This is a genomic window from Azospirillum endophyticum, from assembly GCF_016595245.1.
In the GTDB taxonomy this organism is placed as follows: domain Bacteria; phylum Pseudomonadota; class Alphaproteobacteria; order Azospirillales; family Azospirillaceae; genus Azospirillum; species Azospirillum endophyticum.
In genome coordinates this window covers 69,274-95,387 of sequence record NZ_JAENHM010000051.1, presented here as the reverse complement: position 1 = coordinate 95,387, position 26,114 = coordinate 69,274, and the positions used below count along the sequence as shown (strand labels likewise).

Below are 26,114 nucleotides of genomic sequence, written 5' to 3'. Positions count from 1 at the left end.
ATTTTGGCGGTACGGGGAGGCCTCAGCCGCACATTCCCCCACAGCAGGACCCGTTGCGCCGGGCCAGCAGCCGCTCGTAGGCGATGCTGACCACGCCGGCCGGCGGGATCACGCCCTGCAGCAGCGTCAGCACGTCGGCCTCCGGCGTGCCGGGCGGGACGTCCGTCACCTCGCAGACCGAAGCGCCGCTGCCGTCCGGTCCCAGCCGCGCGTCGGCCGCCGCAACCGTCACGTCGCCGTTGCGGTCGATCCGCACGCGCAGGCTGGTCGCCGACGCCCCTTCGGGGCGGGCGATGCGGACCTGCCAGACCTCGGGCCCCTGCTGCAGATACTCCCAGGAGAAGCCGGCGCCGAACAGGCTGAGCAGCTGGTGGTGCAGCGGACGCGGGTCATGATCGTTGACCAGCGAGAAGCCGTCGCCCGGCGTCAGATCCTGCACCGACTGGAAGATCAGCTGGTGGCGCTGATAGGGCGGGATGGCGCGGAGGTCGAGAACCGGCTCGGCTTGGCTGGTTTGGGCTTGGCTGATGCGGGGGGCGGTGGTGGTCGGCATCGTCGTCCGTCTGGGCTGTGGGGAAGCGGCAGGATCGCCATGCCCCGCTGTACCCCGGATCGCCGCCCCCTTCTTTGCTCCAGCACAAACGCCGGAGCGGGTCGGACGCTCAGCCGGCCGCCATCGCCATCGCGGCGGCGAAGATCCGATCCTCCTCGGCCGACAGCAGGGCGTCGGTCGCCGGCACCAGCGTCGTCTCCTCCTTCTGGATGTGCAGGACCAGAGCCCGGACCAGCTCCTCGCCGAAGCCGCGGAAGACCGGCCAGCTGTCCCAGTCGAACCCCTCCCGCAGGGCGGGCGCGCAGAGCCGGCCGAGCCGGCGGGCGATCGGGCGCATATGCGCATGGTCGTCCAGCAGGTCGGCCGTCCATTCATGCCCACCCGCCGCGGCCAGCGCCGGGAACAGCGCCTCCTCCGCCGCGAAATGGCTCTCCAGCGCGCCGTCCAGCTCGGCCGCCAGGGCGGCGACGGTATCCCGGTCCTCCGCCGTCAGCACCGGCAGGCTGTCCTCGCCATGGCGCGCGAACAGAGCATCGAGCCGGTCCAGCAACTCCATCACCCGGTGGTGGTCGTCATGCAGGATCCGGCCGGTCAGGCTGTCGGTGTGCATCGGACGGTCTCCGTCGAAGAGGCCGGCCGGCCGGCCGCAGCGGCGAGCTCGTCCAGCAAGGCGCAAAGCTCCAGCCCATAGGCCTCGGCCGCCTCGCGCACCGTCATGAAGGGCGCCATGGCGCAGCCGGGACAGGCGAGGCCGTGGCGCAGCAGGACCGGCACCACCGCCGGCCGGCCGCTCATCAGCGCGGCCATGGTCATATCGGAAAGCTCCGGATCGGAAACCTTCATAGCGGCATGCTCCAGCGCCGGGGACAGGCCGCTACCCTAGCCGCCCGGCCGGCGGCGGTCTTTGCGCCACCGCAACCCCCGAACAATCGAATGGGCGACGGTCACTCCCTCCTGGGAACCGGCGGCAGATCCTCGGCGATGGCGACCAGCGCGTGCGGCTTGCGGATCACCACCTGCTGCCGGCCGCTCTCGACGATGCCCTGGCTTTCCCAGGCCGACAGGGTGCGGCTGACGGTGTGCAGCGTCGTCCCCGTCATCTCCGCCACATCCTGCCTGGACAGCGGGAAATCGATCTCCACCCCCGCCTCGACCCGCCGCCCGGCCTGGCGGACGAGGCGCAGCAGGGCATGGGCGATGCGGCGCTCCACCCGTTCGGTCGCCACCTCGCGCAGGCGGTTCTGCAGCTCGCGCAACCGGCCGCCGACGATCGACAGCGCGTTGCGGGCGATGGCCGGATGGCGGTCCATCAGCTCGGTCATGGTGGCCGCCGGCCAGGACAGCTCGACGCAGTCGGCCACGGCCACCGCATCGGCCGGATAGAGCCCGTCGGTGAAGATCGCCAGCGTCCCGAACATCTCGCCGGGACCGATGAAGCGCATCACCACCTGCTGCCCGTCGGGACCGGTCTGCACGATCTTCACCCGCCCGTCGATCAGCGCATGGCCCGCCGCCGCCGGCTCGCCCTGGGCGAAGACGGCGGTGCCGCGGGCATGGCGGCGCGGCCGGGCCAGCGCGACCGCCTCCGCCAGCGCGGCACCGTCCAGGCCGGCGAACAGCGGCATGCCGCGCAGCGAAGCGGGATCGGGGGGCGGGGTCATGGCGGTCGTCCTGGCTCGGTCCGGGGGCTCATACACTCTATCCGGCCCAGTGTAGCCATTCGTGCGCGAATTTGTTGCGGCTCAAAGCGCGGCTCTCCATCCATCGGCGACACTGGCGCGCTTGCCCCTGCCGAAAGCCATCGCCATGCCCGCCGCCTCCCCCGTCACCAGCGTCCACCGGCTGATGTATCCGGCAGCGGCCCTCTACGCGGCCCTCGCCGTCCCGCTGTGGCTGGCGCAGCTCGCCGGCCTGCTGCCGCCGGGCTGGTCCCCGGCGGTCCATGCCCACGAGATGACGCTGGGCTATGCGCTGGCGGTGGTCGGCGGCTTCCTGATGACCCGGCTGACGCGCCGGATGGCAGCGGCGGCCCTGCTGTCCTGGCTGGGCGGGCGGCTGGCGCTGCTGTGCGGCCTGCCGGCGGCATTCTCCCTGCCGATCGGCTTCGCCTATCCCGTGCTGCTGTTCGCCGTCGCCGGCCTGCCCTTCCTGCGCACCAGCCGCAGCGGGCACAATGCGGTATTCGGTCCGCTGATCGGCGCCTTCCTGGTTGCCGAAGCGCTGTTCTGGACGTCGGAACTGGGCCTTGTCCCGACCGGCGGCCGGCCCGTCGCTCTGCTGCTGATCGCCACGCTGCTGCTGACCATGGGCGGGCGCGTCATCCCCGCCGCGACGGCCGGCGCCCTGCGCCGCCAAGGGATCACCCTCGCACACCGCGTCCAGCCGCGGCTGGAGGCGATGGGCATCGCCGGAGCCGGCCTCTGCCTGCTGTCGGCCGCCACCGGCCTGCTGCCGCCGCTCGGCTCCGCCGGGGCGGCGATGGCGGGGGCGAGCGCGCTCCTGCGGCTGGCCCGGTGGAAGCCGCATCTGCTGCTGCGGCAGCCGGAGATCGCCAGCCTGCATCTGGGATATCTCTGCCTCGGCGCTGGCTGGCTGCTGACCGCCGGTGCGGCGCCGTTCGGCCTGCCGCCCGCCGCCGGCTGGCACATGCTGGGGGTGGGCGCCCTCGGCATCCTCGCCAGCACCATGATGATCCGCACCACCCTGCAACGGGAAGCGGAGCCGGAGCGCTTCCCGCCCGCCGCGACCGTCGCCGTCGCGCTGATCGCCATGGCGGCGATGCTGCGCGTGTCGGCCGTCTGCTGGCCGTCGATGACGCTGCTGACGGCAGCGGCGGTCTGCTGGACGCTCGGCCAGCTGCTGACCGCCGCGGTGCTGCTCACCCGGCCGCGACGGTCACGCCGACGGCAGGACGCGCTGCAGGAAGCTTAGGCCGAGCTGCGCCCCGGCGGCGGTGATGGTGTGGGGAACGCCGCGCAGCAGATGCTCCTCCACCGCAAAGCCGGATGAGCGGAGATGCACCGCGGCGGCCTGCACCACGGCGGGCGGCATGATGCTGTCCGCCGCACCGCCGACCATCAGGACCGGCGGACGCCGGGCCGATCCGTCCGGTGTCAGAACCGGCGCGGCGATGCGGCCGGCGAAGGCGAGGACCGCGCCGCATCGCTCCGGGCTGGTCATGGCGAAATGCAGCGCCATGATGCTGCCCTGGCTGAAACCGATCAGCGCAACGTCGGCCGGAGTGACGCCGGCCCGCAACCGTTCGGCCTCGATCAGCCCGGCCAGGGCGGGCAGGGCGGCGGCGACGCGGCCGGGACGGTTCTCCTCCGTCACGCCGGCGATGCTGAACCATTGATGGCCGTTGCCCATGTCGAACGGGTATGGCGCGTCCGGTGCCGCGAAGGCGGTGCCGGGCAGCGCCTGCCGCCAGGACTGGGCGAGCGGCATCAGGTCGGCGCCGGACGATCCGACGCCATGCAGCAGGATGACCAGTCGCCGCGCCGCCGCACCCGAGGCCGGGGCCAGGCGCAGGATATCGTCGGAGCCCTCTGCGATGCTGCTGCTCATGAAATGCGTCCTTCCTGCCGTTGGGGCGTCACCCGCGCTGCCAGATCCCCTTGCCCGGCAGCCGGTCGCGGTCATGGCTGCGGTCGAAGTCCAGCGCCGGCCCCTTCGGCACGATCAGCGTCGGGTTGATTGCCGGGTTGGTGTAGTAGCCGGCCTTGATGTGATCGAGCTTCACCGTGTCGCGGATGCCCGGCCATTGGTACAGCTCGCGCAGGTAGGCCGACAGGTTCGGGTAATCCTCGATCCGCCTCAGGTTGCACTTGAAGGCGCCGTGATAGGCGGCGTCGAAACGGACCAGCGTCACGAACAGGCGCCAGTCGGCCTCGGTCAGATATTCCCCCGCCAGATAGCGGCTGGCCGACAGCCGCTCCTCCAGCCGGTCGAGCGTCGCGAACAGCCCGTCGAAGGCCTCGTCGTAGCTGGCCTGCGACTTGGCGAAGCCGCAGCGGTAGACGCCGTTGTTGACGCTGGCATAGACCGTCTCGTTCCAACGGTCGATCTCCGGCCGCAGCGGCTCGGGATAGAGGTCCAGCCGGTTGCCGGTCAGGCCGTCGAAGGCGCCGTTCAGGATGCGGATGATGTCGGCCGATTCGTTGTTGACGATGCGGCCTTCCTGCCGGTCCCACAGAACCGGCACCGACACCTTGCCGGTGTAGGCCGGGTCGCTCGCAACGTAAAGGCTGTAGTGATGGCGGAAGCGGCCGACGCGCGGTCCGCCGTCCTGTTCCTCGGCACAGACCCAGCCGTCCTCGCCCAGCACCGGCTCGGCGGCGGACACACCGACCACCCCCTCCAGCCCTTTCAGCACGCGGAAGATCAGCGTGCGCGAGGCCCAGGGGCACAAATAGGAGACATAGAGGTGATAGCGTCCGGCCACCGCCGGCACTGTCGGCTTCCCATCGGCATCCGGCGCGCCGTCCGGCGTGATCCGGTCGCGGAAGCGGGTCGGCTCGCGGTGGAAGGCGCCGCCCTTGATCTCGCTGGCCGCGATGTCGCCCTTCACCCAAACGCCGTTCACGAGCTGCGGCATCGCCGGTCCTCCTGTCCATCCTGCAGATATGCGAAGGGGCCGGCGAACCGGCCCCTCCATCCTACGACAATCGGTAACAGCCCTCTCCCGTCCCGGGAGAGGGAGGGGACCCACGAAGTGGGGAGGGTGAGGGGTGGTCCAAGACTCCCGAACCGCATGGCTCCGTGCCTAATCCCTCACCCTTCCCACCGCTTCGCGGTAGGCCCCTTCCCTCTCCCGGGGCGGGAGAGGGAGACATATACAGGCGATCAGGACTTGACCGCTTCGACCTCGATCAGCAGCTGGATGTCGTCGCCGATGGCCGGGGCGCCGTACTTCATGCCGAACTCGGTGCGCTTGACCGTGCCGCGGGCGGAGAAGCCGGCGGTCTCCATCTTGCTGGCCGGGCTGACGCCGTCCTTGTTGAAGGTGACGTCCAGCACCACCGGCTTGGTCACGCCCAGCATGGTCAGGTCGCCGTGCAGCTTGCCGGTCTTCTCACCGGTCTTCTCGATCTTCGTGCTCTTGAAGGTCATCTTCGGGAACTCCTTCGCATTGAAGAAGTCCGGCGAGCGCAGGTGCTCGTCACGCTTGGCGTGGTTGGTGTCGACGCTGGTGGTGTCGATGGAGACGGTGACCGTGCTCTTCTCGACGGCGTCCTTGTCGAACACGACGTCGCCGCCGACCGTGTTGAAGCGGCCGATCACGTTGGAGAAGCCGACATGGTTGACGATGAAGGCCACCGCCGTGTGCGCCGGGTCGATCTTGTAGCTGACCGGGGCGGCGAAGGCGGGGGAAACGGCACCGGTCGCCGTCGCGACGAACAGGGCGGCGGCAAACAGGGTCTTCTTCATGAACTGGACTCCGGAAAACAGGATGGATTGATGGAAGGGGGATCAGTAAGGCGAGGCTTCGCCGTCGGTCAGCGCATAGGCCGCGCCGATGGCGACCAGCGCCGGCAGCACCGCGACCACCGTGACGGCGGCCGTCGAGGCGGCCCGGCCGACGAGACCATGGCCCTGGGGGAGGAAGCGGCGCAGATGGCCGGCCAGCAGGGCCGGCAGCGCCAGCAGCAGGACGGCGGTCTGCGCCTGGGTGAAGAGGGTCAGCACGCCGGCCAGCAGCACGGCGATGCCGGTCGCCACCTGGCCCGACAGGCCCCAGCCATGGCGTTCCACCGGCCAGTTCCACAGCAGGAAGCCGCCGGCCGAGGCCGCCAGCGCCAGCGCCATCTGGGCGATGGAGGCCGAGGAGCCGATCAGCGCGGTGCCGCCGACGGCCAGCGCCAGCGCCAGCAGCGAGGCGGCCGGCGCGGTCGGGCTTTCGCCCCTCTCGGACCCTTGCGTCTGCGAACCGCGACCAAAAGCGACCCACATCGCGGCGGCGAGCAGAAGCACGACGCTGACGGCCGCCGCCAGGGAGTCGAGGGCGGGCAGGGCGATCCACAGCAGCGATGCGGCCAGCCAGACAGCCAGCAGCGCCGAGGCGGCCCGGCCGCGGACACCGGCGGTATCGGCAACGATGCCCAGCAGCAGACCGGCGGCCGACGCCCAGAACAGCTTGCCCATGCTCGACGGCGGCGGCAGGGCCGGCAGGCCGACCACCAGCGCGAAGACCGCGAGGAAGCCGGCCGCGATCCCGGCCGCCGCCAGCGGACGCCGCAGCAGGTGCAGGACACCGACCAGGACCAGGCCGACCAGCAGGGGCAGGATGCTGGATTGGACGAAGGGATCTTGAAGCAGCTCGGACATAAGGGACAGCCGGATTTGGGTGGAGTGGCGCAGGCTGCGCTTGGTTGCGACCCTAACCTGTGCTTTGGTGAGCGCAAATTGGCGAGTTTTGCAAAAAGCATCTGCATGGATGAGCGGGAATAAATGGTAAGCGGAAATAATTGGGACGATCTGCGGTACCTGCTGGCGGTGGCGCGGCACGGCTCGCTGTCGGCGGCGGCCCGCGTGCTGGGGGTGAACCACAGCACGGTGCTGCGCCGGGTGACGGCGTTGGAGCAGGCGATGGGCGCCCAGCTGTTCGACAAGATGCCCGGCGGCTATGTGCTGACCTCGGCCGGCGACGAGATGCACCGGGTGGCGCAGAAGATGGAGGAGGATCTGGCCGCCGCCAACCGGTTGCTGTCCGGCCGCGACACCCAGATCGGCGGCAGCCTGCGCGTGACCACCGTCGACATCCTGACGCTCTACATCCTGCCGCGCCACGTCGCCGCCTTCCGCCGACGCCATCCCGAGCTGCGGGTCGACCTTGTGGCGGCGGAGGCCTCGCTCAGCCTGACCCGGCGCGAGGCCGACGTGGCGATCCGCGCCACCAACCGGCCGCCGGAAAATCTGGTCGGCCGGGCGGTGTCGGGGCTGGCCTTCGCCGTCTACGGCGCAACCTCCTACCTGGAGCGGGCGGGGGGGGCCGGCGCCCCCGGTCCCGGTGATCTCGACCGTCATCCCTGGGTCGGGCTGGACGAGTCCTTCGACCACACCAACCTCGCCCATTGGATGAAGCGCATGGTGCCGGCCCCGTCCGTCGGCTACCGCGTCAACTCGGTGGCGGGTGCGGTGGAGGCGGTGCGGGCCGGGATCGGCCTCGGCCTGTTGCCCTGCGGGGTGGTGGACCGCGACCCCGCCTTCCGCCGCATCGGCGATCCGATGGCGGAGGCCGACGCCAAGCTCTGGCTGCTGACCCACGAGGATCTGCGCCACATGGGCCGCGTCCGCGCCTTCCTCGACTTCATGGCCGACGCGCTGACCCGCGAACGCGACCTGCTGGAAGGACGGTGTCCGTGGCGGGAAGACCGGTTAACGCCCTCTCCCGTCCCGGGAGAGGGAGGGGACCCACGCCGATAGGCGTGGGGAGGGTGAGGGGTAAAGCAAGGCTCCCGAACCGCGGTTCCTTGCACCACCCCTCACCCTTCCCACCGCTTCGCGGCGGGCCCCTTCCCTCTCCCGGGACGGGAGAGGGAGCTATACGGAATGGTCTGCCCCCGCCGCCGGGTGGACCAAGTGAACTGCGGATCGTCAGCGATCAGGTGGCGGTGGTCGGACAGCCGGTTGCGCTCCAGCCAGCCGACCGTCGCCTCCAGCTCCGACAGCGTCATCTCGGAGCGCGCCTTCTTCATCAGCCGCTTCAACACCGCGTTGTAGATGTGGTAGCCGGTCGGCCCCTCGGCGACGAGGTTGTTGTCCTCGTCCTCGATCACTTGCGCGGCGACCAACTGGCCGATGCGCTGGCGCAGGTGATGCTCCGCTGCGCTCGGCGTCAGCGGCAGCTCTCCCGGATCGCGTGCGTGGGACCCGAAATCCGGCCCCGGCGCCACCACGGCGAAGCTCAGCGCGGTGGCGTTGGACTCCAGCGGGATGATCTCCGGTTCGCGCTCCGCCGACCGTTCGAAGGGCAGCTCCTGCTGGGGCCGGCGGGTCTTCACCATGGCGCGGGTGCCCTGCTGGGTTTCCACCATGGTGCGGAACTGCTCGAACAGCGCGTCGGACGGATGGTAGATCAGCGCCCGCTGCCGGTCGTAGGGACCGCCATGCGGGTCCACCCGCGTCGCCCGCGCGATCGCCTGCTCCAGCCAGGGGCGGGAGCGGATGTGGGTCAGGCAGGCGACATGGGTGATCGACGGCGCGTCCAGCCCCTCATAGGCCATGGCGACCGAGACCAGCACCGCCGGCTCGGGCCGCAGGCGGAAGGAGGCCACCACCTCCTGCGCGTCGCGGCATTCCGAGATAGCGAGCCGCGCCATGCGCCCGGCCTGCGCCTTCGGCATCCAGCCCTGCAGCGTCTCCAGATAGAAGCGTGCCGTCCCCTGGTCCGGGGCGATGACCAGCAGCTTGCCCAGCCCCGGATCGTCGCGGCCCGCCGGAAGCTTCAGTTCCGCCCGCCGCTTCGCCCGATGCTCCCGGCAGGAGCGGTAGGCCTCGCGCAGCATCGCCTGGGCGAAACCGGTGCGCAGCGCGGTGAACAGGGCGTCTCGCGTGTTCTCCCCCGCCTTGGACAGGGCATCGACCCAGCGGTTGGTCCGCTCGGCGTCCAGCCAGGAGGCCGACCCGTCCATCGCGCCGAAGGTGACCGGCAGGATCGCCTTTTCCGCCAGGGCCTGCCGGCGCGAATAGCCGACCACCGCCCAGCCCGGCGCCTTGAAGTCGATCTCCCGCACCTTGCGGGTTCCCTGCGGCGCGCGATAGGGCAGCCACAGGATCGGCCGGCCATCGGCCCGCTCCAGCGTACCGCTCATCAGCAGCCGGGCCGAGGCGTTCTCCAGCAGCGGCAGGATCGACCGGCTCCAGGCCGTCTCCTCCTCCACCGCTGCCATCCGGTCGGTATCGAAGACCGCCGGCAGATGGTGCAGCTCGTCCACCGCCAGCAGGTAGCGGTGACGGCGGAACTCCTGCAGATGCAGGTCGGGGGCGGCGGCGACCGCCTGGTAGGTGGTGATGTAGCCCTGCAGGCCCCGGCAGAGGTCGCGCCCGTTCTCCGCCGCGCGCAGGGCGATGGTGTGTCCCAATACCTCGCGCCAGCGCGGATCGACGAAGGCCTCCTCCGCCTGCTGGCGCAGGCTGTCGCGCGGCACGATCCAGCAGACGCGGTCGATCCGCCCGGCCTTGTGCAACGCCGCCGCCATGATGACCGGCAACAGCGATTTCCCCCCGCCGGGCGTCACCGCCGCCAGAACGTCGCGAACTTCCGTCTGCTGCTGGCCGATGGCGTCGGCGATGGCGCTGACCAGTTGCTGATGGGTTCTCAGCTGCGGCATTCCACCCTGCTGCGTGTGCCACGAGGGAGGAGCAAGCCTAAATTCCCGCGAGTTCCCCGGTCATGGGTGCAATCGAAGGTAAAGTGCCCCATCGGGAGTAGCGCGGTGCCCGGTCGGGGGCAGCGATTCGCGCCGCCTAAGCCCATTGATGGCGGCCGGCCGACGCATACTGACGTACGTACCTGAGCGGCTCCGGCAGTCAGACAACTCAACATCCGGGCGGTTCGGCCGAAAGGCGATGCGCGAACTGCACCTCAATTTTTGAGTTGCGCACCTCAAATCGCAGGAATATGTTTGCTGCATGAACAATCATGCCAACGATGCACCCCCGACCCTGCGCGACGTGGCGGCGGCTGCCGGCGTCAGCCTCGCGACGGCCGACCGGGTCGTCAACGGCCGGCCCGGCGTCAGCGCCAAGACCGCGCGCAAGGTGCATGAGGCGGTGCAGCGGCTGGCCTTCCGTCCGCTGGCAGCGGCGGCGGAGCTGGCCCGGTCGCGCTCCTGGCGCTTCGCCGTGGTGCTGCCGGGCGGCGGCAACCGCTTCATGATGGACATCGCCGACAATGTCCGGGCCCAGGCCGACTGGCTCCGTGCCCGGCGCATCGGGGTGGAGATCGTCGAGACCGACGTGTTCGACGCCGACAGGCTGGCGGCGGAACTGGCGGCGCTGCCGGGCCGCTTCGACGCGGTGGCGCTGGTGGCGCTCGACCATCCGCGGATCCGTGCGGCCATCGACGATCTGGTCGAAGCCGGCATGGCGGTGGTGACGCTGGTGTCGGACGCCCCGTCCTCGCGGCGCCAGCATTATGTCGGCATCGACAACATCGCCGCCGGCCGCACCGCCGGATCGCTGGTCGGCCGCTTCCTCGGTCCGCCGCGCGGCAATGAACGGGGCGCCGTCGGCATCGTCACCGGCGCGGGCAGCCTGCGCGACCATGCCGAACGCCGCTTCGGCTTCGGTCAGGTGCTGGCGGAGGAATATCCCCAGCTGATCCGGCTGACCCCGGTGGAAGGCCGCGACGATCCCGACCGCAACCGCGAGCTGGTCCGCCGCATGCTGGCCGACACGCCCAACCTGGTGGCGATCTACAACACCGGCGAAGGCTCGGTCGGCATCGGCGAGGCACTGGCCGAGGCCGGGCTTGCCCGCAGGATCCTCTGCGTCGGGCACGAGTTGACGCCGGCCACCCGCCGCATGCTGCTGGACGGCACCTTCGCCGCCCTGGTCGCCCAGGATCCGGGGCACGAGGCGCGCTCGATGGTGCGGGTGCTCCACGCCCTGGTTGCGGGCCAGGAGATCGTCGCGGCGCAGGAGCATATCCGGGTCCAGGTCATCCTACGCGACAACCTGCCCTGACGGGCATCAAGGAAGGTCGATAGTCATGTTTCTCGGGATCGACATCGGCACGTCGAGCGTCAAGGCGGTTCTGACCGACGCCGACGGGTCCGTCACCGGCAGCGCGTCCCGCCCCTGCACCGTCTCCCGCCCCCATCCGCTGTGGTCGGAGCAGGAGCCGGAGGATTGGGTCGCCGCCGCCATCGCCGCGGTCGACGAACTGGCCGAACGCCAGCCGTCGGATCTCGCCGGCGTGCTCGGCATCGGCTTCTCCGGCCAGATGCATGGCGCGGTGCTGCTGGGCGCCGACAACCGGGTGCTGCGCCCCGCCATCCTGTGGAACGACGGCCGCTCCCACCGCCAATGCGCGACCCTGGAGGAAACCCTCCCGACGCTCCGCGTCCTCAGCGGCAACATCGCCATGCCCGGCTTCACCGCGCCCAAGCTGCTGTGGGTGGCGGAGGAGGAGCCGGAGGTCTTCGCAGCCCTCGCCAAGGTGCTGCTGCCCAAGGCCTATGTCCGCTGGCGCTTCACCGGCGCGATGGTGGAGGAGATGTCGGACGCCTCCGGCACCCTGTGGCTGGACGTCGGCCGGCGCGACTGGTCGGACGACCTGCTGGCCGCCACCCGCATGACCCGCGCCCACATGCCGGATCTGGCCGAAGGCTCCGACGCCGTCGCCCGGCTGTCGCCCGATCTCGCCCGCCGCTGGGGCATGCGGGAACAGCCGGTGGTGGCGGGCGGGGCGGGGGACTGCGCCGCCAGCGCCGTCGGGCTCGGCGCCATCACGCCCGGTGACGGTTTCCTCAGTCTCGGCACCTCCGGCGTGGTGTGGCGGACGACCGACCGTTTCCTGCCCAACCCGGCGATGGCGGTCCATGCCTTCTGCCACGCGCTGCCCGGCGTCTGGCACCAGATGGGTGTCATGCTGTCCTCGGCCGCCTCGCTGGCCTGGGCCGCCTCCACCCTCGGCGCGCCGGAGCCGGAACTGCTGGCCCCGCTGGGCGATGCGGTGGACGGCCCCTCGCCAGTCGCCTTCCTGCCCTACCTGTCGGGCGAACGCACCCCCCACAACGACGCCACCGTCCGCGGCCTGTTCGCCGGCCTGTCGGCGGAGACCGGGCGCGACGCGCTGGTGCAGGCGGTGCTGGAAGGCGTCGCCTTCGCCGCCCGCGACAATCTGGTGGCGCTGGGGGAGGGCGCCCCCACGGTTTTCGACCTTGCCGGCGGCGGTTCCCGCTCGCGGCTGTGGGCGCGCATCTGCGCCGACGCGCTCGGCGTCACCATCCACCGCATCGAGGACGGCGAGGTGGGCGCGGCCTTGGGCGCCGCCCATCTCGGCCGCATGGCGGCGACCGGGGAGGCCCCCGCCACCGTCTGCCGCAAGCCCCGCCGCCTGGAGACCTTCACCCCCGATCCGGCCCGCGCCGAAGCGTACAGCCAGGCCTGGCTGCGCTGGCGCCGGCTCTACCCCCTTGCCAAGGAGTTCGCGTCTTGAGCACCGCCCCATTCTTCGGCGACCTGTCCCCGGTGGCCTATCGCGGACCGGACAGCCGCGACCCGCTGTCCTACCGTTGGTACGACAAGGACCGCGTGGTGCTGGGCAAGCGGATGGAGGAGCATCTGCGGCTCGCCGCCTGCTACTGGCACAGCTTCTGCTGGCCGGGCGGCGATCCCTTCGGCGGCGAGACCTTCCAGCGCCCCTGGATGCGCCCCGGCCAGGACCCGATGGCGGCGGCGCGCGCCAAGGCCGACGTCGCCTTCGAGATGTTCCGCCTGCTCGACATCCCCTTCTTCTGCTTCCACGACCTCGACGCCGCCCCGGAAGGCGCCACGCTGGTCGAGAGCGTCGACAACCTGAAGGCCGTCACCGACCTGTTTGCGGCGAAGATGGAGACCGCCAAGGTCCGGCTGCTGTGGGGCACCGCCAACCTGTTCTCCAACCGCCGCTACATGGCGGGTGCCGCGACCAACCCCGACCCGGACGTCTTCCTCTACGCCTGCGGTCAGGTCCGCGCGGCGCTGGAGGCGACCCATGCGCTGGGCGGCGCCAACTACGTCATGTGGGGCGGGCGCGAGGGCTATGAGACGCTGCTGAACACCGACTTGAAGCGAGAGCTCGACCAGATGGGCCGCTTCCTGGCGATGGTGGTGGAGCACAAGCACAGGATCGGCTTCGACGGCCCGATCCTGATCGAACCGAAGCCGCGCGAGCCGACCAAGCACCAGTACGACTTCGACGTCGCCACCGTCTACGGCTTCCTGGAACGCTACGACCTGCTGGCCGACGTGCGGGTGAACATCGAGCAGAACCACGCCATCCTCGCCGGCCACAGCTTCCAGCACGAGGTGGGATTGGCGCTGGCGCTCGGCATCTTCGGCTCGCTCGACATGAACCGCGGCGACGCGCTGCTGGGCTGGGACACCGACCAGTTCGCCAACGACATCGGCGAGCTGACGGTGGTGATGCACGACATCCTGAAGGGCGGCGGCTTCACCACCGGCGGCCTGAACTTCGACGCCAAGATCCGCCGCCAGTCGCTCGACCCCGCCGACCTGCTGCACGGCCACATCGGCGGCATCGACTCTTGCGCCCGCGCCCTGCTGCAGGCGGCGCAGATGCTGGAGGACGGCGCCCTGACCAAGCCGCTGGCCGAGCGCTACGCCGGCTGGGACGGCGCCGAGGGGCAGGCGATCCTGTCCGGCAAGCGCGACCTCGCCACACTCGCCGACCGGGCGCTGACCTCCGGCCTCAACCCCCAGCCGCGCTCCGGCCGGCAGGAGTATCTGGAGAACGTCGTCAACCGCTACGTCTGAGCCGAAACGGAGTCCTCTCCGGGACAGTATCCCCTCTCCCCCCCGGGGAGAGGGTTAGGGTGAGGGGGTCGCACGGCAAGGATCTTCAAGAATCCCCCTCTTCGCGCTCTCCACCGAATCCACGTTTCGCATCCCCCTCACCCCGACCCTCTCCCCGGGGGGGGAGAGGGGGATTTGGGAGACTTCTCGTCGATCAACAAGGCCGCCGCAACCGGACGGCCACACAGGGAGGAAACACGATGAAGCACCGCCTCACCACCGCCATCAAGGGCACCGCCGCCGGCCTGTTCCTGACGCTGGCCGCCGCCGCCACCATGACCTCGACGGCGGCGCTGGCCGCCGGCGCCACCGTCGGCGTGTCCTGGTCCAACTTCCAGGAGGAGCGCTGGAAGACCGACGAGGCGGCGATCAAGGCCGTGATCGAGAAGGCCGGCGGCAAGTATCTGTCGGCCGACGCCCAGTCCTCGCCGGCCAAGCAGCTGTCGGACATCGAATCGCTGATCTCGCGCGGCGCCAACGCGCTGATCATCCTGGCCCAGGACAGCGACGCCATCCGCCCGGCGGTGGAGAAGGCGGCGGCCGAGGGCATTCCGGTCGTCGGCTACGACCGGCTGATCGAGATCCCGTCGGCCTTCTACATCACCTTCGACAACAAGGAGGTCGGCCGGCTCCAGGCGCGCAGCGTCTTCGCGATGAAGCCCAAGGGCAATTACGCCTTCATCAAGGGCAGCTCGACCGATCCCAACGCCGACTTCCTGTTCGCCGGCCAGATGGAGGTGCTGAAGGCCGCCATCGACCGCGGCGACGTGAAGAATGTCGGCGAGGCCTACACCGACAAGTGGCTGCCGGCGATCGCCCAGCAGAACATGGAGCAGATCCTGACCAAGACCGGCAACAAGGTCGATGCCGTGGTCGCCTCCAACGACGGCACCGCCGGCGGCGCCGTCGCCGCGCTGGCGGCCCAGGGGCTGGCGGGAACCGTGCCGGTGTCGGGCCAGGACGGCGACAAGGCGGCGCTGAACCGCATCGCGCTGGGCACCCAGACGGTGTCGGTGTGGAAGGACGCCCGCGAGCTCGGACGCCGCGCCGCCGAGATCGCCATGGATCTGGCCGGCGGCAAGAAGATGACCGACGTCGCCGGCGCCACGACCTTCGACGGCGGTCCGAAGAAGCAGAAGATGACCTCGCTGTTCCTCACCCCCATCGCCATCACCAAGGACAACCTCGGCCAGGTGATCGATGCCGGCTGGGTCACCAAGGACGTGGTGTGCCAGGGTGTGAAACCCGGCAGCGTCAAGGCCTGCAACTGATGGCGGAACCGTCCACCACCCTGTCCCCGGCACCCTCCTCGGAAGCGCCGGTAGGACGGCGGGCCGGCATCGGCGACGCCCTGCGCGCGCTGGAGCTGGACACCCGCATGGTCGGGATGATCGGGGCGCTGGCCATCGTCTGGATCAGCTTCGACATCCTGACCGGCGGCGCCTTCCTGACTCCGCGCAACCTGTGGAACCTGTCGGTGCAGACCGCGTCCGTCGCCGTGATGGCGACGGGCATGGTCCTGGTCATCGTCACCCGCAACATCGACCTGTCGGTGGGCTCCATCCTGGGCTTCACCGGCATGGTGGTGGGCGTGCTCCAGGCCCGCATTTTGCCGGAGATCTGGGGCTTCGAGAATCCGCTGACCTGGGTGGTGGCGGTGCTGGCGGCGGTCGCCGTCGGCGGGGCGGTGGGGGCGGTTCAGGGCGCCATCATCGCCTATCTCGGCGTGTCCTCCTTCATCGTCACGCTGGGCGGGCTGCTGGTCTGGCGCGGCGCCGCCTGGTGGGTGACGACCGGCCAGACGGTGGCACCGATGGACGGGGCGTTCAAGCGGCTGGGCGGCGGGTTCGAGGGCGCCATCGGCGCCGGGCCGAGCTGGATGGTCGGCATCGCCGCCGTCCTGCTCTCGGTCGCCGCCATCCTGGTGACGCGGCGCCGACGGGCCGGCTTCGGCTTCCCCGTCCGGCCGCTGTGGGCGGAGGGGGTGGTGATCCTGCTGGTCGCCGCCGCCATCGTCGGCGCGGTGCTGGTGGTCAACGCCTATCCGCTTCCCGTCCCGGTGGTCCGCCGGATGATGGAGGCGCAAGGGCTGTCCACCGACGGCGGGCTTCCCTTCGTCGCCCACGGCTTCGCCATCCCGGTGCTGATCGCGGTGGCGGTGGGGGTGGGGATGACCTTCCTGTCGCGGCGCACCCGCTTCGGCCGCTATGTCTTCGCCATCGGCGGCAATCCCGAGGCGGCGGAACTGTCGGGCATCAACACGAAGCGGGTGATGGTGATGGTGTTCGGGCTGATGGGGGCGCTGTGCGGCCTATCCGCCTGCATCGCCACCGCCCGGTTGAATGCCGCCACCAACGCCAACGGCACGCTGGACGAGCTGTACGTCATCGCCGCGGCGATCATCGGCGGCACCTCGATGGCCGGCGGCGTCGGCACCATCCTCGGCGCGATGCTGGGTGCCATGGTGATGCAGTCGCTGCAATCCGGCATGGTGCTGCTGGGGGTGGACGCGCCGATGCAGAACATCGTCGTCGGCCTCGTCCTGGTCGCCGCGGTCTATGTCGACACGCTCTATCGCAAAGGCCTGAAATGATGGGGGCTCAAATGACCGCTCTCGCAACGGCAATCCCGGCGACGCCCCCGCTGGTGGAGATGCGCGACGTCTCCATCGCCTTCGGCGGCATCAAGGCGGTGGACGGCGTCAGCATCGACCTCTACCCCGGCGAGGTGGTCGGGCTGCTCGGCCACAACGGCGCCGGCAAGTCGACGCTGATCAAGATCCTGTCCGGCGCCTATGCCGCCGACCATGGCGAGATCCGGGTGAACGGCGAGCCGGTCCACATCACCAGCCCGCGCGACGCCAAGCGCTGCGGCATCGAGACGATCTACCAGACGCTGGCGCTGGCCGACAATGTCGACGCCGCCGCCAACATCTTCCTCGGCCGCGAGAAGCTGACCGCCTGGGGCACGCTGGACGACCACGCGATGGAGGCGGAGGCGCGCAAGGTGATGGGCCGCCTCAACCCGCATTTCCGCCGCTTCAAGGAACCGGTGAAGGCGTTGTCCGGCGGCCAGCGCCAGTCGGTCGCCATCGCCCGCGCCATCCATTTCGACGCCCGCGTCCTGATCATGGACGAGCCGACCGCGGCCCTCGGTCCCGCCGAGACCCAGCAGGTGGGCGAGCTGGTGAAGCAGCTGAAGCAGGAGGGGATCGGCATCTTCCTGATCTCCCACGACATCCACGACGTGTTCGACCTGGCCGACCGCATCCATGTGATGAAGAACGGCAAGCTGGTCGGCACCGCCCGGGTGTCGGACATGACGAAGGACGAGGTGCTGGGGATGATCATTCTCGGCAAATGCCCGCCGGGTGCCGTTCCCGGACCGGGCGCCGCCGCCTGACCAGGCTCCCCCTGCGGCATCAGTGCTCCGGCTCGCTGTAGAGCTGTTCGGACAGCGCCGTCTCGTACATCGCGTCGATCTGCTCGACCGACAGCTCCGCCAGCCCCGACTGGTCCTTCACCATCTGGCCGGGCGACGGCATGTCCTGCGGCACCGACCAGGCGTCGGGCTGCCACAGGTGCGACCGGCGCAATGCCTTGCCGCAATGGAAGAAGGCTTCCCGCACCGACAGGCGGATGGCGGCCTTGGGCATGCGCCCCTGCTCCGTCAGCCGGCCGAGCAGGGCGGGGTCGGTGGTGACGGTGGCGACGCCGTTGACCCGTAGGAAGACATCCGTCCCGGGCACCAGGAACACCAGCCCGCACGCCCCGTCGGAGGTCAGGATGTTGGTGATCGACGACAGCTTGTTGTTGCCGGGCCAGTCGGGCAGGGCCAGCGTGCGGCGATCCTCGGCAAGGACGAAGCCGGGACGCCCGCCGCGCGGCGAACAGTCCATGCCGCTTTCCGCCAGGGTGGCGACGAAGACCAGCGGCGATTCCGCGACGAAGCGCAGGCAGTGATCGTCCAGGAACGGAAAGCTCATCTTCACGATGCGCTCGGTCGGCATGTCGTAAAGCCGCCGCAGCGCCTCGACCGTGTGGATGCGATGGGGATCCATGATGCCTCCTCTGCCGGGCCGCGATGCGGCGCCGCTGCCAAACTAACGTTGTTAGATTTCATCTAACGCCGTTAGATTGTCAACCGTTGCGGAAAGGGCAGGGGAAAATGGCGATGCGCGTGCAGCGACAGGACATCATCGACGCCGCGATGGCCCTGCTCGACGACGGGGGAGTGGATGGGCTGACGATGCGCCGGCTCGCCGCGGCCCTGCGGATTCAGGCACCGTCGCTCTACTGGCATTTCGCCGGCAAGCAGGCGTTGCTCGACGCGATGGCCGACGCGCTGCTGGCGGAGATGGTTCTGCCCGAAGAGGAAATGCCCTGGGATGGGTGGCTGCGGGCGGTGGCGACCGAGTTCCGCCGTGCCCTGAAGTCACGGCGCGATGGGGCACGGGTCTTTGCCGGAACCTTCCCGGCGCTGGACAATGTGCTGCGCATCAGCGACCGGATCATCGCGAAACTGCGCGCCGCCGGTGCCGATGAGCGGCTGGCCGTCCGTACGCTGTTTACGGTGCAGTATTTCGTGCTCGGCTTTACCATCGAGGAGCAGGCGGCGACGCCGCCTCCCGGCGGGCACGGGCACGAGGAGGGGGAAGGGGTGGACCTGATGCAGGTCGCACAACGGCTGACGGCGGAGCAGGCGGCGCGCTATCCAAACGCCGCCATCACCGTAAAACTACTGGCCTCGGACGACGACGACGCCCGCTTCCGCTTCGGCCTGGACCGGCTGATCGACGGGTTGAAGGCCGTCATGCCCTCCTGACCGTTCAGGCCGCGCCCTCCGAAGCGGTCCTGGCGAGAAACGCGCGGGCGACCTTCGAGCCCGGCTCGCGGCCGAGTTCCCGCGAGATGAAATCGGCGGCAGCCACCAGCGCCGGAAGATCGACGCCGCTGCGGATGCCGAGCCCGTCCAGCAGATAGACGACGTCCTCGGTCGCGACGTTGCCGCTCGCCCCCTTGGCGTAGGGGCAGCCGCCGAGCCCGCCGACGGCGCCGTCCACCACGGCGACCCCCAGTTCGAGACAGGCATGGATGTTGGCCAGAGCCTGTCCCCAGGTGTCGTGGAAATGGACCGCCAGCCGCTCCACCGGCACATGCTCCGCGACGGCGCGGACCATCGCCTGGGCGGCGGCCGGCGTGCCGACGCCGATGGTGTCGCCGAGCGAGATCTCGTAGCAGCCGAGCGCCGACAGGCGCCGCGCCACCGCCGCCACCGCCGACGGGGCGACCGCGCCCTCATAGGGGCAGCCGAGCACGCAGGACACATAGCCGCGGACCCGGATGCCGGTGCGCGCCGCCGCCGCGACGACCGGGGCGAAGCGGTCGAGGCTCTCGGCGATCGAGCAGTTGATGTTGCGGCGGGAGAAGCCCTCCGAGGCGGCGGCGAACACCGCGATCTCCTCCGCCTGCGCGGCCAGCGCCGCTTCGAAGCCTGTCATGTTGGGGACCAGCACCGGATAGGAGACGCCGGGCAGGCGGCGGATGCCGGCGAGCACCGCGGCGCTGTCCGCCATCTGCGGCACCCATTTGGGCGAGACGAAGCTGCCGGCTTCGATGGTTCGCAGCCCGGCGGCGCTGAGCCGGTCGATCAGCGCGATCTTGGCGGCGGCGGACACCGGCTGCTTTTCGTTCTGAAGACCGTCGCGCGGACCGACCTCGACGAGGCGGACATGGGAGGGGACAGGCATGAAAACTCTCGCTTCTTTTCGGAAGGTCCGCGCGGCAGGCGTCAGACGCCGATCAGCTTGGTGAGGGCGGGAACCGTCAGGACGGCGGTGTAGTAGCCCATGAACTGGACCCCGGTGTTGAAGCCCAGCGTCCGGTAGAGCAGCCCGCCGACCAGCCCGATGGCGAGGATCACCAGCAGCCCCATCAGCCCGCCTTCCCACACGCCGATCACCAGGATCAGGCCGGAGAAGGTGGCGATGATCGCCTCATGGCTCAGGCGGCGGGCGACGAAGGCCGCGGCGCTGCGGGCGTAGTTCATGGCGAAGGGGTAGGAGACCAGCGCCGCCAGCGCGACCGCCAGCAGCCCGTAGCCCAGGAACTCCCAGTTCGTCAGCAGATTGTGCAGGTTGTTGACCTGCCCGGTCGCGGCATCGACGCTGAAGCGCGGCGGCGCGTTGAACAGCGGGGCGGCCGGACCGGCGGCGACGGGGCTGAGCGGCAGGCCGAAGGCGATCAGCGGGATCAGCGCTTCGGCGATGTAGGTCGATTCCGTGACGCCGTTGCGGGCGGTCAGCACGGTGGTCATGCGGTGGTAGACATGGCGGACCCGCGATCCGACCACCTCGCCCAGCAGCACGGTCATGGCGACCGGGCTGAAGACGAAGGTGGCGCTGGACACCGCCGCGGTGCCGAGCGTCCAGCGGATTTGCGAGGCGTCCAGAACCTTGAAGGGGTTGGGGAAATAGCCGCCCCAGCTCTTCACGTCGGGAGCCAGCGCGAAGCTGCGGACGCGGTCGCGCTCGATCCGCTTGCGGTCGGCCGGCGACAGGACGGAGAAGAGGTCGGCCACCAGCGGCCCGATGGCGATGCCGAGAAAATAGCTGATGCTCAGCTTCACCCCGAACTTGGCGGTCAGCCCCTGCAGGGCGACGATCACCAGAACGAAGGGGAACAGGGCGACGACCGACGCCCAGCGCCCGGCCGAGAAATAGGCGATGGCGACGGCGGCGGCGACGAAGATCCAGGGGGCGGCCTTGGTGATCGACGGCCCGAAGGGGGCCAGCAGGACGGCGAACAGCACCGCCAGCGGCACGGCGACGAAGGCGGCGATGATGGCGCCCGACACCATCTTGCGCAGGGCGATGTGTGGAACGCCCAGGTTGCGCAGCACGCCCGCCTGCTGCATCAGCGGGATCGCCATGGTGTCGCCGGGAATGCCGAGCAGCGCCGTCGGCACCGCATGCGTCATGTGCTTGGCGACCGCGCTGGCGAGGAAGAAGGTGAAGACGCCGGCCGGCGGCACGCCGAGCAGGACGACCAGCAGGGTCAGCGGCGCGATGGTGGTGGTCTCGTCGGTGCCGGATACCAGCCCGATGCCGGCGAACAGCACGGCGCCGACCAGCCCCATGCCGGCGGCCCAGAGAAAATCGTTCAGAAGAAGTTCCATCACGCCCGCGCCTCCCGCGCCGCCGGTTCTGCACGAAGGCTGTCGGAGCGGAGGGCCGGCCCGCTCTGGGCGGTCGCCGCCGCTTTTTCCTCCGCCGCGAACAGGTCGTAGAGTCCCATTTCCTTCAACTCGGCGACCGCCGCCGGGGGCAGGTCGGCAAGCCGGCCGAAGCCGCCCGGTTCCGCCCGCAGCTCGGCCATCAGCGTCTCCCGCCAGGCCGGATCGGCGGCCCGGTCGACCACCTCGCGCTTGGGCGGGAACAGGCGGGCGCACAGCGCGCCGGCCATCAGGCAGCCGGCCAGCCCGACCAGCATGGAATAGGCCCGCGCCATCTCCGGCGCCGCGACGAGGCCGGCCAGGATGCGGTTGGCCAGCAGGAAGGCACCGAGGCTGATGGCGCAGCCGATCGCCATCGCCCAGCCGAGATGGACGCTGTCGACCGTGTCGCCCCAGACCTCTATCAATCGTCCCGTCTTCATTGCGTTTCCTCTTCATTGGGCTGGACCGCGCCGCAGTGAAACCGCCCGGCCCCGCCGGTTGCGTTAGCCCCAGTCGCAGGCATTACATCCCTCTCCCGCCCCGGGAGAGGGAAGGGGCCCATGGCATCGCCATGGGAAGGGTGAGGGGTGGTCCAAGAAACCATACGGTTCCGGATTCTCGCATTCCCCCTCACCCTCCCCCCGCCTTCGGCGCGGGTCCCCTCCCTCTCCCGGGACGGGAGAGGGCGCTTATCGCCAGTTACGACCACCCTATAAAAGGTCATGGGGGCTGGCTGCCGGGTCCTTATACGAATCTGCTCGTTTGGCCCCGCTTACCGGGCCGCCGCGCGCATGTCCTCCAGGATCGCCTGGGCGACGTCCTGGCGGACGGTGCCGCGCTCCACCAGGATGCGGGCGACACGGTCGATCTCGCCGCCGACCGCCCCCGCCATCATGGCGATGTTCTGGGCGTGCAGCGCCATGTGGCCCTTCTGGATTCCGGTGGTCGCCAGCGCCTTCAGCGCCGAGAAGTTCTGCGCCAGACCGACCGCGGCGATGACGCGGGCCAGCCGCTCGGCGCTGGCGACGCCGAGAATCTTCAGGCAGGCCTGCGCCGTCGGGTGGGCCTTGGTGGCGCCGCCGATCAGCCCGACCGCCATCGGCAGTTCGATCGACCCGCTGAGATCGCCGCTGGCGGTGACCTCGAACCGGGTCAGGCTGCGGTAGCGGCCGTCGCGGGCGGCATAGGCATGGGCGCCGGCCTCCACCGCGCGGGTGTCGTTGCCGGTGGCCAGCACGACGGCGCTGACGCCGTTCATGATGCCCTTGTTGTGGGTGGCGGCGCGGTAGGGGTCGGCATCGGCGAAGTGATAGGCGCTGACGATGCCGTCGCGCACCGCCTCGCCGCCGATCTGGTCGAGCGGCCACACCGCATGCGCCCGCGCCAGACGGCGGTCGGCGAGGTTGGACAGGATGCGCAGATAGACCCGGCCGCCGGTCCATTCGGCGATGTGGGGAGCCAGCTTTTCCGCCATGCTGTTGACGGCGTTGGCGCCCATGGCGTCGCGGGTGTCGACGATCAGGTGGGTGATCAGCATCGGCCCGCCCTGGCTGTCGAGCACCCGCACCTCGACGTCGCGGAAGCCGCCGCCGAACTTCAGCAGGATGGGGTCGCAGCCGTCGCACACCGCCTTGATTTCGTCGCGCCGGCCGAGGATGCGCAGGCGCGCCGCATGGGGATCGGCGACGCCGATCGCCTGGATCTGCGCGATCATCAGCGTGCCGGACATCGAGCTGGTGAAGCCGCCGGCGTCGTAGCATTGCCGCGCCGCGTTGCAGACCGCCGCGACGACCGACGATTCCTCCGTCGCCATCGGAATCAGCAGTTCCTCGCCGTCGACCTTCATGTTGGTGGCGATGCCGAGCGGGATGTTCATCGACCCGACGACGTTCTCGACCAGCCGGTCGGCGAGGTCGAGGTCCAGGTTGCCGGTGTCGGAAAGCTTCGCCGCGGCCGCGCCGCCGAGACCGGCGAACTCGGAGACGATCGCCAGCCGCTCCGCCGGCGACTTCTTGTGGAATCCGGAGATGCGGGAGCTGCGGTGGGATTGGGACATTGCTGAACCTTGCTGTCTTGCGGGGCCGCGACCATGGAACCGTCCCCGGACGCCTTGGAGAGGCGTCCGCTGAGGGGGACGGTCGGTGGGGATATGAGGGAAAGCCTTCCCGGCGGAATGCCGCGGGAACGCCGTTCGCAGGCGGAATGATCAGTGATACAAAGGGACAGATCAAGGGACAGTTTGCCGGAATCTCCGGGACACTGTCCCAGTGATTCCGATGGGACACTGCAACGAAAGGCCGGCTGCCGGATGACGCGCGAGATGACCAGGGTGGCCAGCATCGTCGACAGGATCACCGGCCTGATCGGCGACGGGCTGCTGAAACCGGGGGAGCGGCTGCTGTCGGTCCGGGCCGGCGCCGTCGAGCATGGCGTCTCCAAGAATACGATGGCGGAGGCTTACGACAGGCTGGTGGCGCTGGGCTATCTGGAGGCCAAGCAGGGCTCCGGCTATTACGTCGCGCGCGTGCGCCGGGCTTCGGCCGAACAGCAGCCGGCCCATGTCGCCGAGGCGGTGGATTTCGTCTCGCTCCTGCGCGAGCAGCTGGTGCAGAGCTACGCCGTGCGCATCGGCGACGGCCGCCCGCCGCCCAGCTGGATGGAACGCTTCGAGATCGGCAGCGCCCCGCGCTTCATGGCGGCGGTGCGCGGGCTGGCGTCGGAGCACGGCTACGGCTCCCCCTGGGGCTTCCTGCCGCTGCGGGAAAGGCTGGCGCTGACGCTGGGCGAACGCGCGATCAAGGCGTCGCCCGACCAGATCCTGCTGACCCAGGGCGCCAACCACGCGCTCGACCTCGTCGCCCGCCAGATGCTGGAGCCGGGGGACACGGTGCTGGTCGACAGCCCCGGCTATTACCCGCTGTTCGGCAAGCTGCGGCTGTCGCGCATCGCCATCGTCGGCGTGCAGCGCCGCCAGGACGGCCCGGACCTCGACGACCTCGCCGCCAAGGCCGCCGCCCACAAGCCCAAGCTGTTCTTCACCCAGTCGCTGGCCCACAACCCGACCGGCGGCTCGATCACGCCGTCCGTCGCCCACCGCCTGCTGCAGGTCGCCGGCCAGCACGGCTTCTATGTGGTGGAGGACGATCCCTTCGCCGACGTGCTGCCGGCCGCCAGCCCGCGGCTGGCGGCGCTCGACCAGCTGGACCGGGTGATCTATGTCGGCACCTTTTCCAAGACCCTGTCGGCCAGCCTGCGCGTCGGCTATGTCGCGGCCAAACGGCCCCTGATCGACCGGCTGTGCGACGTCAAGATGCTGACCATCGTCAGCACCTCCGATTACGTCGAGCGGATCGTCTACGGCTTCATCGCGTCGGGCCATTACCTGCGCCATCTGCGCCGGCTGAAGACGCGGATCGAGGACCATGCCGAGAAGGCGATGCTGGCGCTGGGGCGCATCGGGGTCCGGCTGCCGCCCGCCGCCTCGGGAAGCTATTACCTGTGGGGCGAGCTGCCCGGACAGATCGACGAGCTGGGGCTGACCCACCGGGCGGCGGAACGCGGCATCTTCCTGGCGCCGGGCAGCCTGTTCCTGCCGGCGAAGGCGCCGACCGCGCCCGCCATGCGGATCAACATCGCCTATGCCGACGATCCGCGCTTCACCGACTTCCTGGCGGCGGAGCTTCGCGCCTGACGCCGCCTCCTACTGAGGCGAGCGCGCCTGCCACAGCAGGAACTGCTCGAACAGCTTCTCCGCCTGCTGGGGCGGGACGCCGCGCTGTTCGACGAAGGTCCGGAACTCCTCCTTCCTGGCGGCGGCGGTCTGCGGCTCCTTCGCCGCCGACGCCTGGCGCAGCCACTGCTCCGCCGGTTCGAAGCGGGTCCAGCCGGGGACGTCGGCGGCCAGATTGACCTCCTTCCATTTCGGATGGCGCGGCGGCTTCAGGAACTCGTCGAACTTGCTGAAGAAGGCGTCGACGAAGCGGGCGACCTTGCGGTGCCGCTCCAGGTCGCGCTCCCAGCCATAGACCGCCATCACCGCACCGACCGCGACGGTGTCGACCTGCTCGCCGGGTGCGATCAGCCCGTCATAGTCGGCGTTGCTCAGCCGCGACGGCAAATAGGTGTCGAGTAGCGCGGCGCTCATCGGGATCGACAGGAAATGCAGGCCATCCCCGGCCTTCAGGTCGCGGAACAGCCGGGTCGGCTTGCCGGCGACATAGGCCATCGCCGCAATCTCCCCCTTGCGCAGCTTTTCCAAAGCCAGCGCCTGGTCGTTCGCCTGCGGCTCCACCTTGATGCCCAGCATGTCGAAGACCAGCGAGGCGGTCATCGAGGTCCCGCTTCCCTGGACGTCGACATTGACCTTGCGGCCGGCCAGATCCTCGATCCGCGTCACGTCGGGTCCGGCGAGGATGTGCAGTTCCTCGTTGTAGAGCTTGGCGATGTATTTGATGCGCCGGTCGAGGTTGGGCAGCAGCCGTTCGCGCTTGGCATAGGCCAGCACGTCGGACTGCACGATGCCGACGTCGATCCCCTTGAGCAGCACGATGTCCTTCAGGTTCTGGACCGAGCCCTTGCCCAGCATGGGCATGACGCGCAGCGTGTCGCCGTCGTCCAACACCGACGCGAGGTCGGCGGCGATGCGCACATAGGTCCCCTCGACCCCGCCCGATACGATGCCGACGGTTCCGCTGTTGGCGTTGACTCCGCGCGGATCGGCGGCCGATGCCGGACCGGCAAGGCCGAGCGTGCTGGCGAGGATGCACGCTCCCAATGCAAGCTTGCGGACGAACGATGCCTTCATGATGCTCCCCCCTCGATG

The 26,114-nt window shown here is 70.0% G+C and carries 25 protein-coding genes; 10 read left to right on the top strand and 15 right to left on the bottom strand.

From position 1 onward, the window contains the following. Window positions 1-22 precede the first annotated feature (22 nt). The 4 genes from JHL17_RS17210 to JHL17_RS17195 all read right to left on the bottom strand — a co-directional run bounded on the left by JHL17_RS17210 (window position 23) and on the right by JHL17_RS17195 (window position 2,214). Window positions 23-553 (bottom strand): DUF2249 domain-containing protein, encoded by a 531-nt coding sequence (locus JHL17_RS17210; RefSeq protein WP_200194846.1) that lies wholly within the window; start codon window positions 551-553, stop codon window positions 23-25. A 109-nt stretch (window positions 554-662) separates the two neighbouring features. Further along, a complete protein-coding gene (locus tag JHL17_RS17205) occupies window positions 663-1,163 on the bottom strand; it encodes a hemerythrin domain-containing protein (protein ID WP_200194844.1) in 501 nt (166 codons plus the stop codon). Then, window positions 1,145-1,396, bottom strand: coding sequence for a DUF1858 domain-containing protein (locus JHL17_RS17200; RefSeq protein ID WP_200194843.1), 252 nt, complete (start codon window positions 1,394-1,396; stop codon window positions 1,145-1,147). Before JHL17_RS17200 ends, JHL17_RS17205 begins: the two co-directional genes overlap by 19 nt. 101 nt (window positions 1,397-1,497) lie before the next feature. Beyond that, window positions 1,498-2,214 (bottom strand): Crp/Fnr family transcriptional regulator, encoded by a 717-nt coding sequence (locus tag JHL17_RS17195; protein ID WP_200194842.1) that lies wholly within the window; start codon window positions 2,212-2,214, stop codon window positions 1,498-1,500. Window positions 2,215-2,335: 121 nt separating this feature from the next. Here JHL17_RS17195 and JHL17_RS17190 point away from each other — a divergent pair, with 121 nt between their 5' ends. Beyond that, window positions 2,336-3,484, top strand: a complete 1,149-nt coding sequence (locus tag JHL17_RS17190) for an NnrS family protein (protein ID WP_247893609.1) — start codon at window positions 2,336-2,338, stop codon at window positions 3,482-3,484. On the opposite strand, the gene JHL17_RS17185 is transcribed toward JHL17_RS17190, so the two are convergent. The 4 genes from JHL17_RS17185 to JHL17_RS17170 all read right to left on the bottom strand — a co-directional run bounded on the left by JHL17_RS17185 (window position 3,449) and on the right by JHL17_RS17170 (window position 6,880). After that, window positions 3,449-4,120 (bottom strand): alpha/beta hydrolase, encoded by a 672-nt coding sequence (locus tag JHL17_RS17185; RefSeq protein WP_200194841.1) that lies wholly within the window; start codon window positions 4,118-4,120, stop codon window positions 3,449-3,451. The two genes, JHL17_RS17190 and JHL17_RS17185, sit on opposite strands and share 36 nt — an antisense overlap. A gap of 28 nt (window positions 4,121-4,148) precedes the next feature. Further along, the gene (locus JHL17_RS17180; protein WP_200194840.1) at window positions 4,149-5,150 is read right to left on the bottom strand and encodes a glutathione S-transferase family protein; all 1,002 of its coding nucleotides are present in this window, start codon (window positions 5,148-5,150) and stop codon (window positions 4,149-4,151) included. Window positions 5,151-5,398: 248 nt separating this feature from the next. Beyond that, on the bottom strand, window positions 5,399-5,983 hold the full coding sequence (locus tag JHL17_RS17175) for a YceI family protein (protein WP_200194838.1): 585 nt from the start codon (window positions 5,981-5,983) through the stop codon (window positions 5,399-5,401). Between the two features lie 42 nt (window positions 5,984-6,025). Beyond that, window positions 6,026-6,880, bottom strand: a complete 855-nt coding sequence (locus tag JHL17_RS17170) for a hypothetical protein (protein WP_200194837.1) — start codon at window positions 6,878-6,880, stop codon at window positions 6,026-6,028. Between the two features lie 123 nt (window positions 6,881-7,003). Here JHL17_RS17170 and JHL17_RS17165 point away from each other — a divergent pair, with 123 nt between their 5' ends. Continuing rightward, complete coding sequence (locus JHL17_RS17165) at window positions 7,004-7,978, top strand: LysR family transcriptional regulator (RefSeq protein ID WP_247893608.1); 975 nt, start codon at window positions 7,004-7,006, stop codon at window positions 7,976-7,978. Window positions 7,979-8,037: 59 nt separating this feature from the next. Here JHL17_RS17165 and JHL17_RS17160 read toward each other — a convergent pair whose 3' ends face one another. Then, the gene (locus JHL17_RS17160; RefSeq protein WP_200194836.1) at window positions 8,038-9,885 is read right to left on the bottom strand and encodes a DEAD/DEAH box helicase; all 1,848 of its coding nucleotides are present in this window, start codon (window positions 9,883-9,885) and stop codon (window positions 8,038-8,040) included. Window positions 9,886-10,186: 301 nt separating this feature from the next. Here JHL17_RS17160 and JHL17_RS17155 point away from each other — a divergent pair, with 301 nt between their 5' ends. From JHL17_RS17155 to JHL17_RS17130, 6 genes are all read left to right on the top strand, one after another. Next, window positions 10,187-11,242, top strand: a complete 1,056-nt coding sequence (locus JHL17_RS17155; protein ID WP_200194835.1) for a LacI family DNA-binding transcriptional regulator — start codon at window positions 10,187-10,189, stop codon at window positions 11,240-11,242. A gap of 25 nt (window positions 11,243-11,267) precedes the next feature. Continuing rightward, on the top strand, window positions 11,268-12,719 hold the full coding sequence (xylB, locus tag JHL17_RS17150) for a xylulokinase (protein ID WP_200194834.1): 1,452 nt from the start codon (window positions 11,268-11,270) through the stop codon (window positions 12,717-12,719). Beyond that, entirely contained in the window at window positions 12,716-14,038 is a 1,323-nt protein-coding gene (gene xylA, locus JHL17_RS17145; protein WP_200194832.1) for a xylose isomerase, read from the top strand. Before xylB ends, xylA begins: the two co-directional genes overlap by 4 nt. A 239-nt stretch (window positions 14,039-14,277) precedes the next feature. Further along, the gene (xylF, locus tag JHL17_RS17140) at window positions 14,278-15,348 is read left to right on the top strand and encodes a D-xylose ABC transporter substrate-binding protein (RefSeq protein WP_200194831.1); all 1,071 of its coding nucleotides are present in this window, start codon (window positions 14,278-14,280) and stop codon (window positions 15,346-15,348) included. Beyond that, window positions 15,348-16,670 (top strand): sugar ABC transporter permease, encoded by a 1,323-nt coding sequence (locus tag JHL17_RS17135; protein WP_200194830.1) that lies wholly within the window; start codon window positions 15,348-15,350, stop codon window positions 16,668-16,670. Before xylF ends, JHL17_RS17135 begins: the two co-directional genes overlap by 1 nt. An 11-nt stretch (window positions 16,671-16,681) precedes the next feature. Beyond that, the gene (locus tag JHL17_RS17130) at window positions 16,682-17,479 is read left to right on the top strand and encodes an ATP-binding cassette domain-containing protein (RefSeq protein WP_200194829.1); all 798 of its coding nucleotides are present in this window, start codon (window positions 16,682-16,684) and stop codon (window positions 17,477-17,479) included. Window positions 17,480-17,498: 19 nt separating this feature from the next. Here the strand turns inward: JHL17_RS17130 and JHL17_RS17125 are convergent, their stop codons facing one another. Then, window positions 17,499-18,137 (bottom strand): MSMEG_1061 family FMN-dependent PPOX-type flavoprotein, encoded by a 639-nt coding sequence (locus tag JHL17_RS17125; protein WP_200194828.1) that lies wholly within the window; start codon window positions 18,135-18,137, stop codon window positions 17,499-17,501. Window positions 18,138-18,250: 113 nt separating this feature from the next. On the opposite strand from JHL17_RS17125, the gene JHL17_RS17120 reads away from it, so the two are divergent. Beyond that, window positions 18,251-18,901 carry a TetR/AcrR family transcriptional regulator C-terminal domain-containing protein gene (locus JHL17_RS17120; RefSeq protein WP_200194826.1) on the top strand — a complete coding sequence of 217 codons (651 nt, stop codon included), beginning with the start codon at window positions 18,251-18,253 and terminating at the stop codon, window positions 18,899-18,901. 4 nt (window positions 18,902-18,905) lie between these two features. Here JHL17_RS17120 and JHL17_RS17115 read toward each other — a convergent pair whose 3' ends face one another. From JHL17_RS17115 to JHL17_RS17100, 4 genes are all read right to left on the bottom strand, one after another. Beyond that, on the bottom strand, window positions 18,906-19,826 hold the full coding sequence (locus JHL17_RS17115; RefSeq protein WP_200194825.1) for a hydroxymethylglutaryl-CoA lyase: 921 nt from the start codon (window positions 19,824-19,826) through the stop codon (window positions 18,906-18,908). A gap of 41 nt (window positions 19,827-19,867) precedes the next feature. After that, the gene (locus JHL17_RS17110) at window positions 19,868-21,253 is read right to left on the bottom strand and encodes a tripartite tricarboxylate transporter permease (protein WP_247893616.1); all 1,386 of its coding nucleotides are present in this window, start codon (window positions 21,251-21,253) and stop codon (window positions 19,868-19,870) included. Then, window positions 21,253-21,732 (bottom strand): hypothetical protein, encoded by a 480-nt coding sequence (locus JHL17_RS17105; RefSeq protein ID WP_200194823.1) that lies wholly within the window; start codon window positions 21,730-21,732, stop codon window positions 21,253-21,255. Before JHL17_RS17105 ends, JHL17_RS17110 begins: the two co-directional genes overlap by 1 nt. Before the next feature lie 332 nt (window positions 21,733-22,064). Then, window positions 22,065-23,441 carry a hydroxymethylglutaryl-CoA reductase, degradative gene (locus JHL17_RS17100; protein ID WP_345773829.1) on the bottom strand — a complete coding sequence of 459 codons (1,377 nt, stop codon included), beginning with the start codon at window positions 23,439-23,441 and terminating at the stop codon, window positions 22,065-22,067. A 171-nt stretch (window positions 23,442-23,612) separates the two neighbouring features. On the opposite strand from JHL17_RS17100, the gene JHL17_RS17095 reads away from it, so the two are divergent. Beyond that, on the top strand, window positions 23,613-24,983 hold the full coding sequence (locus JHL17_RS17095) for an aminotransferase-like domain-containing protein (RefSeq protein ID WP_247893607.1): 1,371 nt from the start codon (window positions 23,613-23,615) through the stop codon (window positions 24,981-24,983). A gap of 9 nt (window positions 24,984-24,992) precedes the next feature. Here JHL17_RS17095 and JHL17_RS17090 read toward each other — a convergent pair whose 3' ends face one another. After that, a complete protein-coding gene (locus tag JHL17_RS17090) occupies window positions 24,993-26,096 on the bottom strand; it encodes a TAXI family TRAP transporter solute-binding subunit (RefSeq protein WP_200194820.1) in 1,104 nt (367 codons plus the stop codon). Between the last annotated feature and the right edge of the window lie 18 nt (window positions 26,097-26,114).

Bases quoted from the DNA above. Each gene is read 5' to 3' on its own strand.
- JHL17_RS17130 (WP_200194829.1), top strand. From the start codon at position 16,682: ATGACCGCTCTCGCAACGGCAATCCCGGCGACGCCCCCGCTGGTGGAG.
- JHL17_RS17125 (WP_200194828.1), bottom strand. From the start codon at position 18,137: ATGGATCCCCATCGCATCCACACGGTCGAGGCGCTGCGGCGGCTTTAC.
- JHL17_RS17175 (WP_200194838.1), bottom strand. From the start codon at position 5,983: ATGAAGAAGACCCTGTTTGCCGCCGCCCTGTTCGTCGCGACGGCGACC.
- xylB (WP_200194834.1), top strand. From the start codon at position 11,268: ATGTTTCTCGGGATCGACATCGGCACGTCGAGCGTCAAGGCGGTTCTG.
- JHL17_RS17185 (WP_200194841.1), bottom strand. From the start codon at position 4,120: ATGAGCAGCAGCATCGCAGAGGGCTCCGACGATATCCTGCGCCTGGCC.
- JHL17_RS17195 (WP_200194842.1), bottom strand. From the start codon at position 2,214: ATGACCCCGCCCCCCGATCCCGCTTCGCTGCGCGGCATGCCGCTGTTC.
- JHL17_RS17095 (WP_247893607.1), top strand. From the start codon at position 23,613: ATGACCAGGGTGGCCAGCATCGTCGACAGGATCACCGGCCTGATCGGC.
- JHL17_RS17135 (WP_200194830.1), top strand. From the start codon at position 15,348: ATGGCGGAACCGTCCACCACCCTGTCCCCGGCACCCTCCTCGGAAGCG.
- JHL17_RS17160 (WP_200194836.1), bottom strand. From the start codon at position 9,885: ATGCCGCAGCTGAGAACCCATCAGCAACTGGTCAGCGCCATCGCCGAC.
- xylF (WP_200194831.1), top strand. From the start codon at position 14,278: ATGAAGCACCGCCTCACCACCGCCATCAAGGGCACCGCCGCCGGCCTG.
- JHL17_RS17105 (WP_200194823.1), bottom strand. From the start codon at position 21,732: ATGAAGACGGGACGATTGATAGAGGTCTGGGGCGACACGGTCGACAGC.
- JHL17_RS17180 (WP_200194840.1), bottom strand. From the start codon at position 5,150: ATGCCGCAGCTCGTGAACGGCGTTTGGGTGAAGGGCGACATCGCGGCC.
- JHL17_RS17200 (WP_200194843.1), bottom strand. From the start codon at position 1,396: ATGAAGGTTTCCGATCCGGAGCTTTCCGATATGACCATGGCCGCGCTG.
- JHL17_RS17170 (WP_200194837.1), bottom strand. From the start codon at position 6,880: ATGTCCGAGCTGCTTCAAGATCCCTTCGTCCAATCCAGCATCCTGCCC.
- JHL17_RS17155 (WP_200194835.1), top strand. From the start codon at position 10,187: ATGAACAATCATGCCAACGATGCACCCCCGACCCTGCGCGACGTGGCG.
- JHL17_RS17115 (WP_200194825.1), bottom strand. From the start codon at position 19,826: ATGCCTGTCCCCTCCCATGTCCGCCTCGTCGAGGTCGGTCCGCGCGAC.
- JHL17_RS17210 (WP_200194846.1), bottom strand. From the start codon at position 553: ATGCCGACCACCACCGCCCCCCGCATCAGCCAAGCCCAAACCAGCCAA.
- JHL17_RS17110 (WP_247893616.1), bottom strand. From the start codon at position 21,253: ATGGAACTTCTTCTGAACGATTTTCTCTGGGCCGCCGGCATGGGGCTG.
- JHL17_RS17205 (WP_200194844.1), bottom strand. From the start codon at position 1,163: ATGCACACCGACAGCCTGACCGGCCGGATCCTGCATGACGACCACCAC.
- JHL17_RS17090 (WP_200194820.1), bottom strand. From the start codon at position 26,096: ATGAAGGCATCGTTCGTCCGCAAGCTTGCATTGGGAGCGTGCATCCTC.
- JHL17_RS17165 (WP_247893608.1), top strand. From the start codon at position 7,004: ATGGTAAGCGGAAATAATTGGGACGATCTGCGGTACCTGCTGGCGGTG.
- JHL17_RS17120 (WP_200194826.1), top strand. From the start codon at position 18,251: ATGCGCGTGCAGCGACAGGACATCATCGACGCCGCGATGGCCCTGCTC.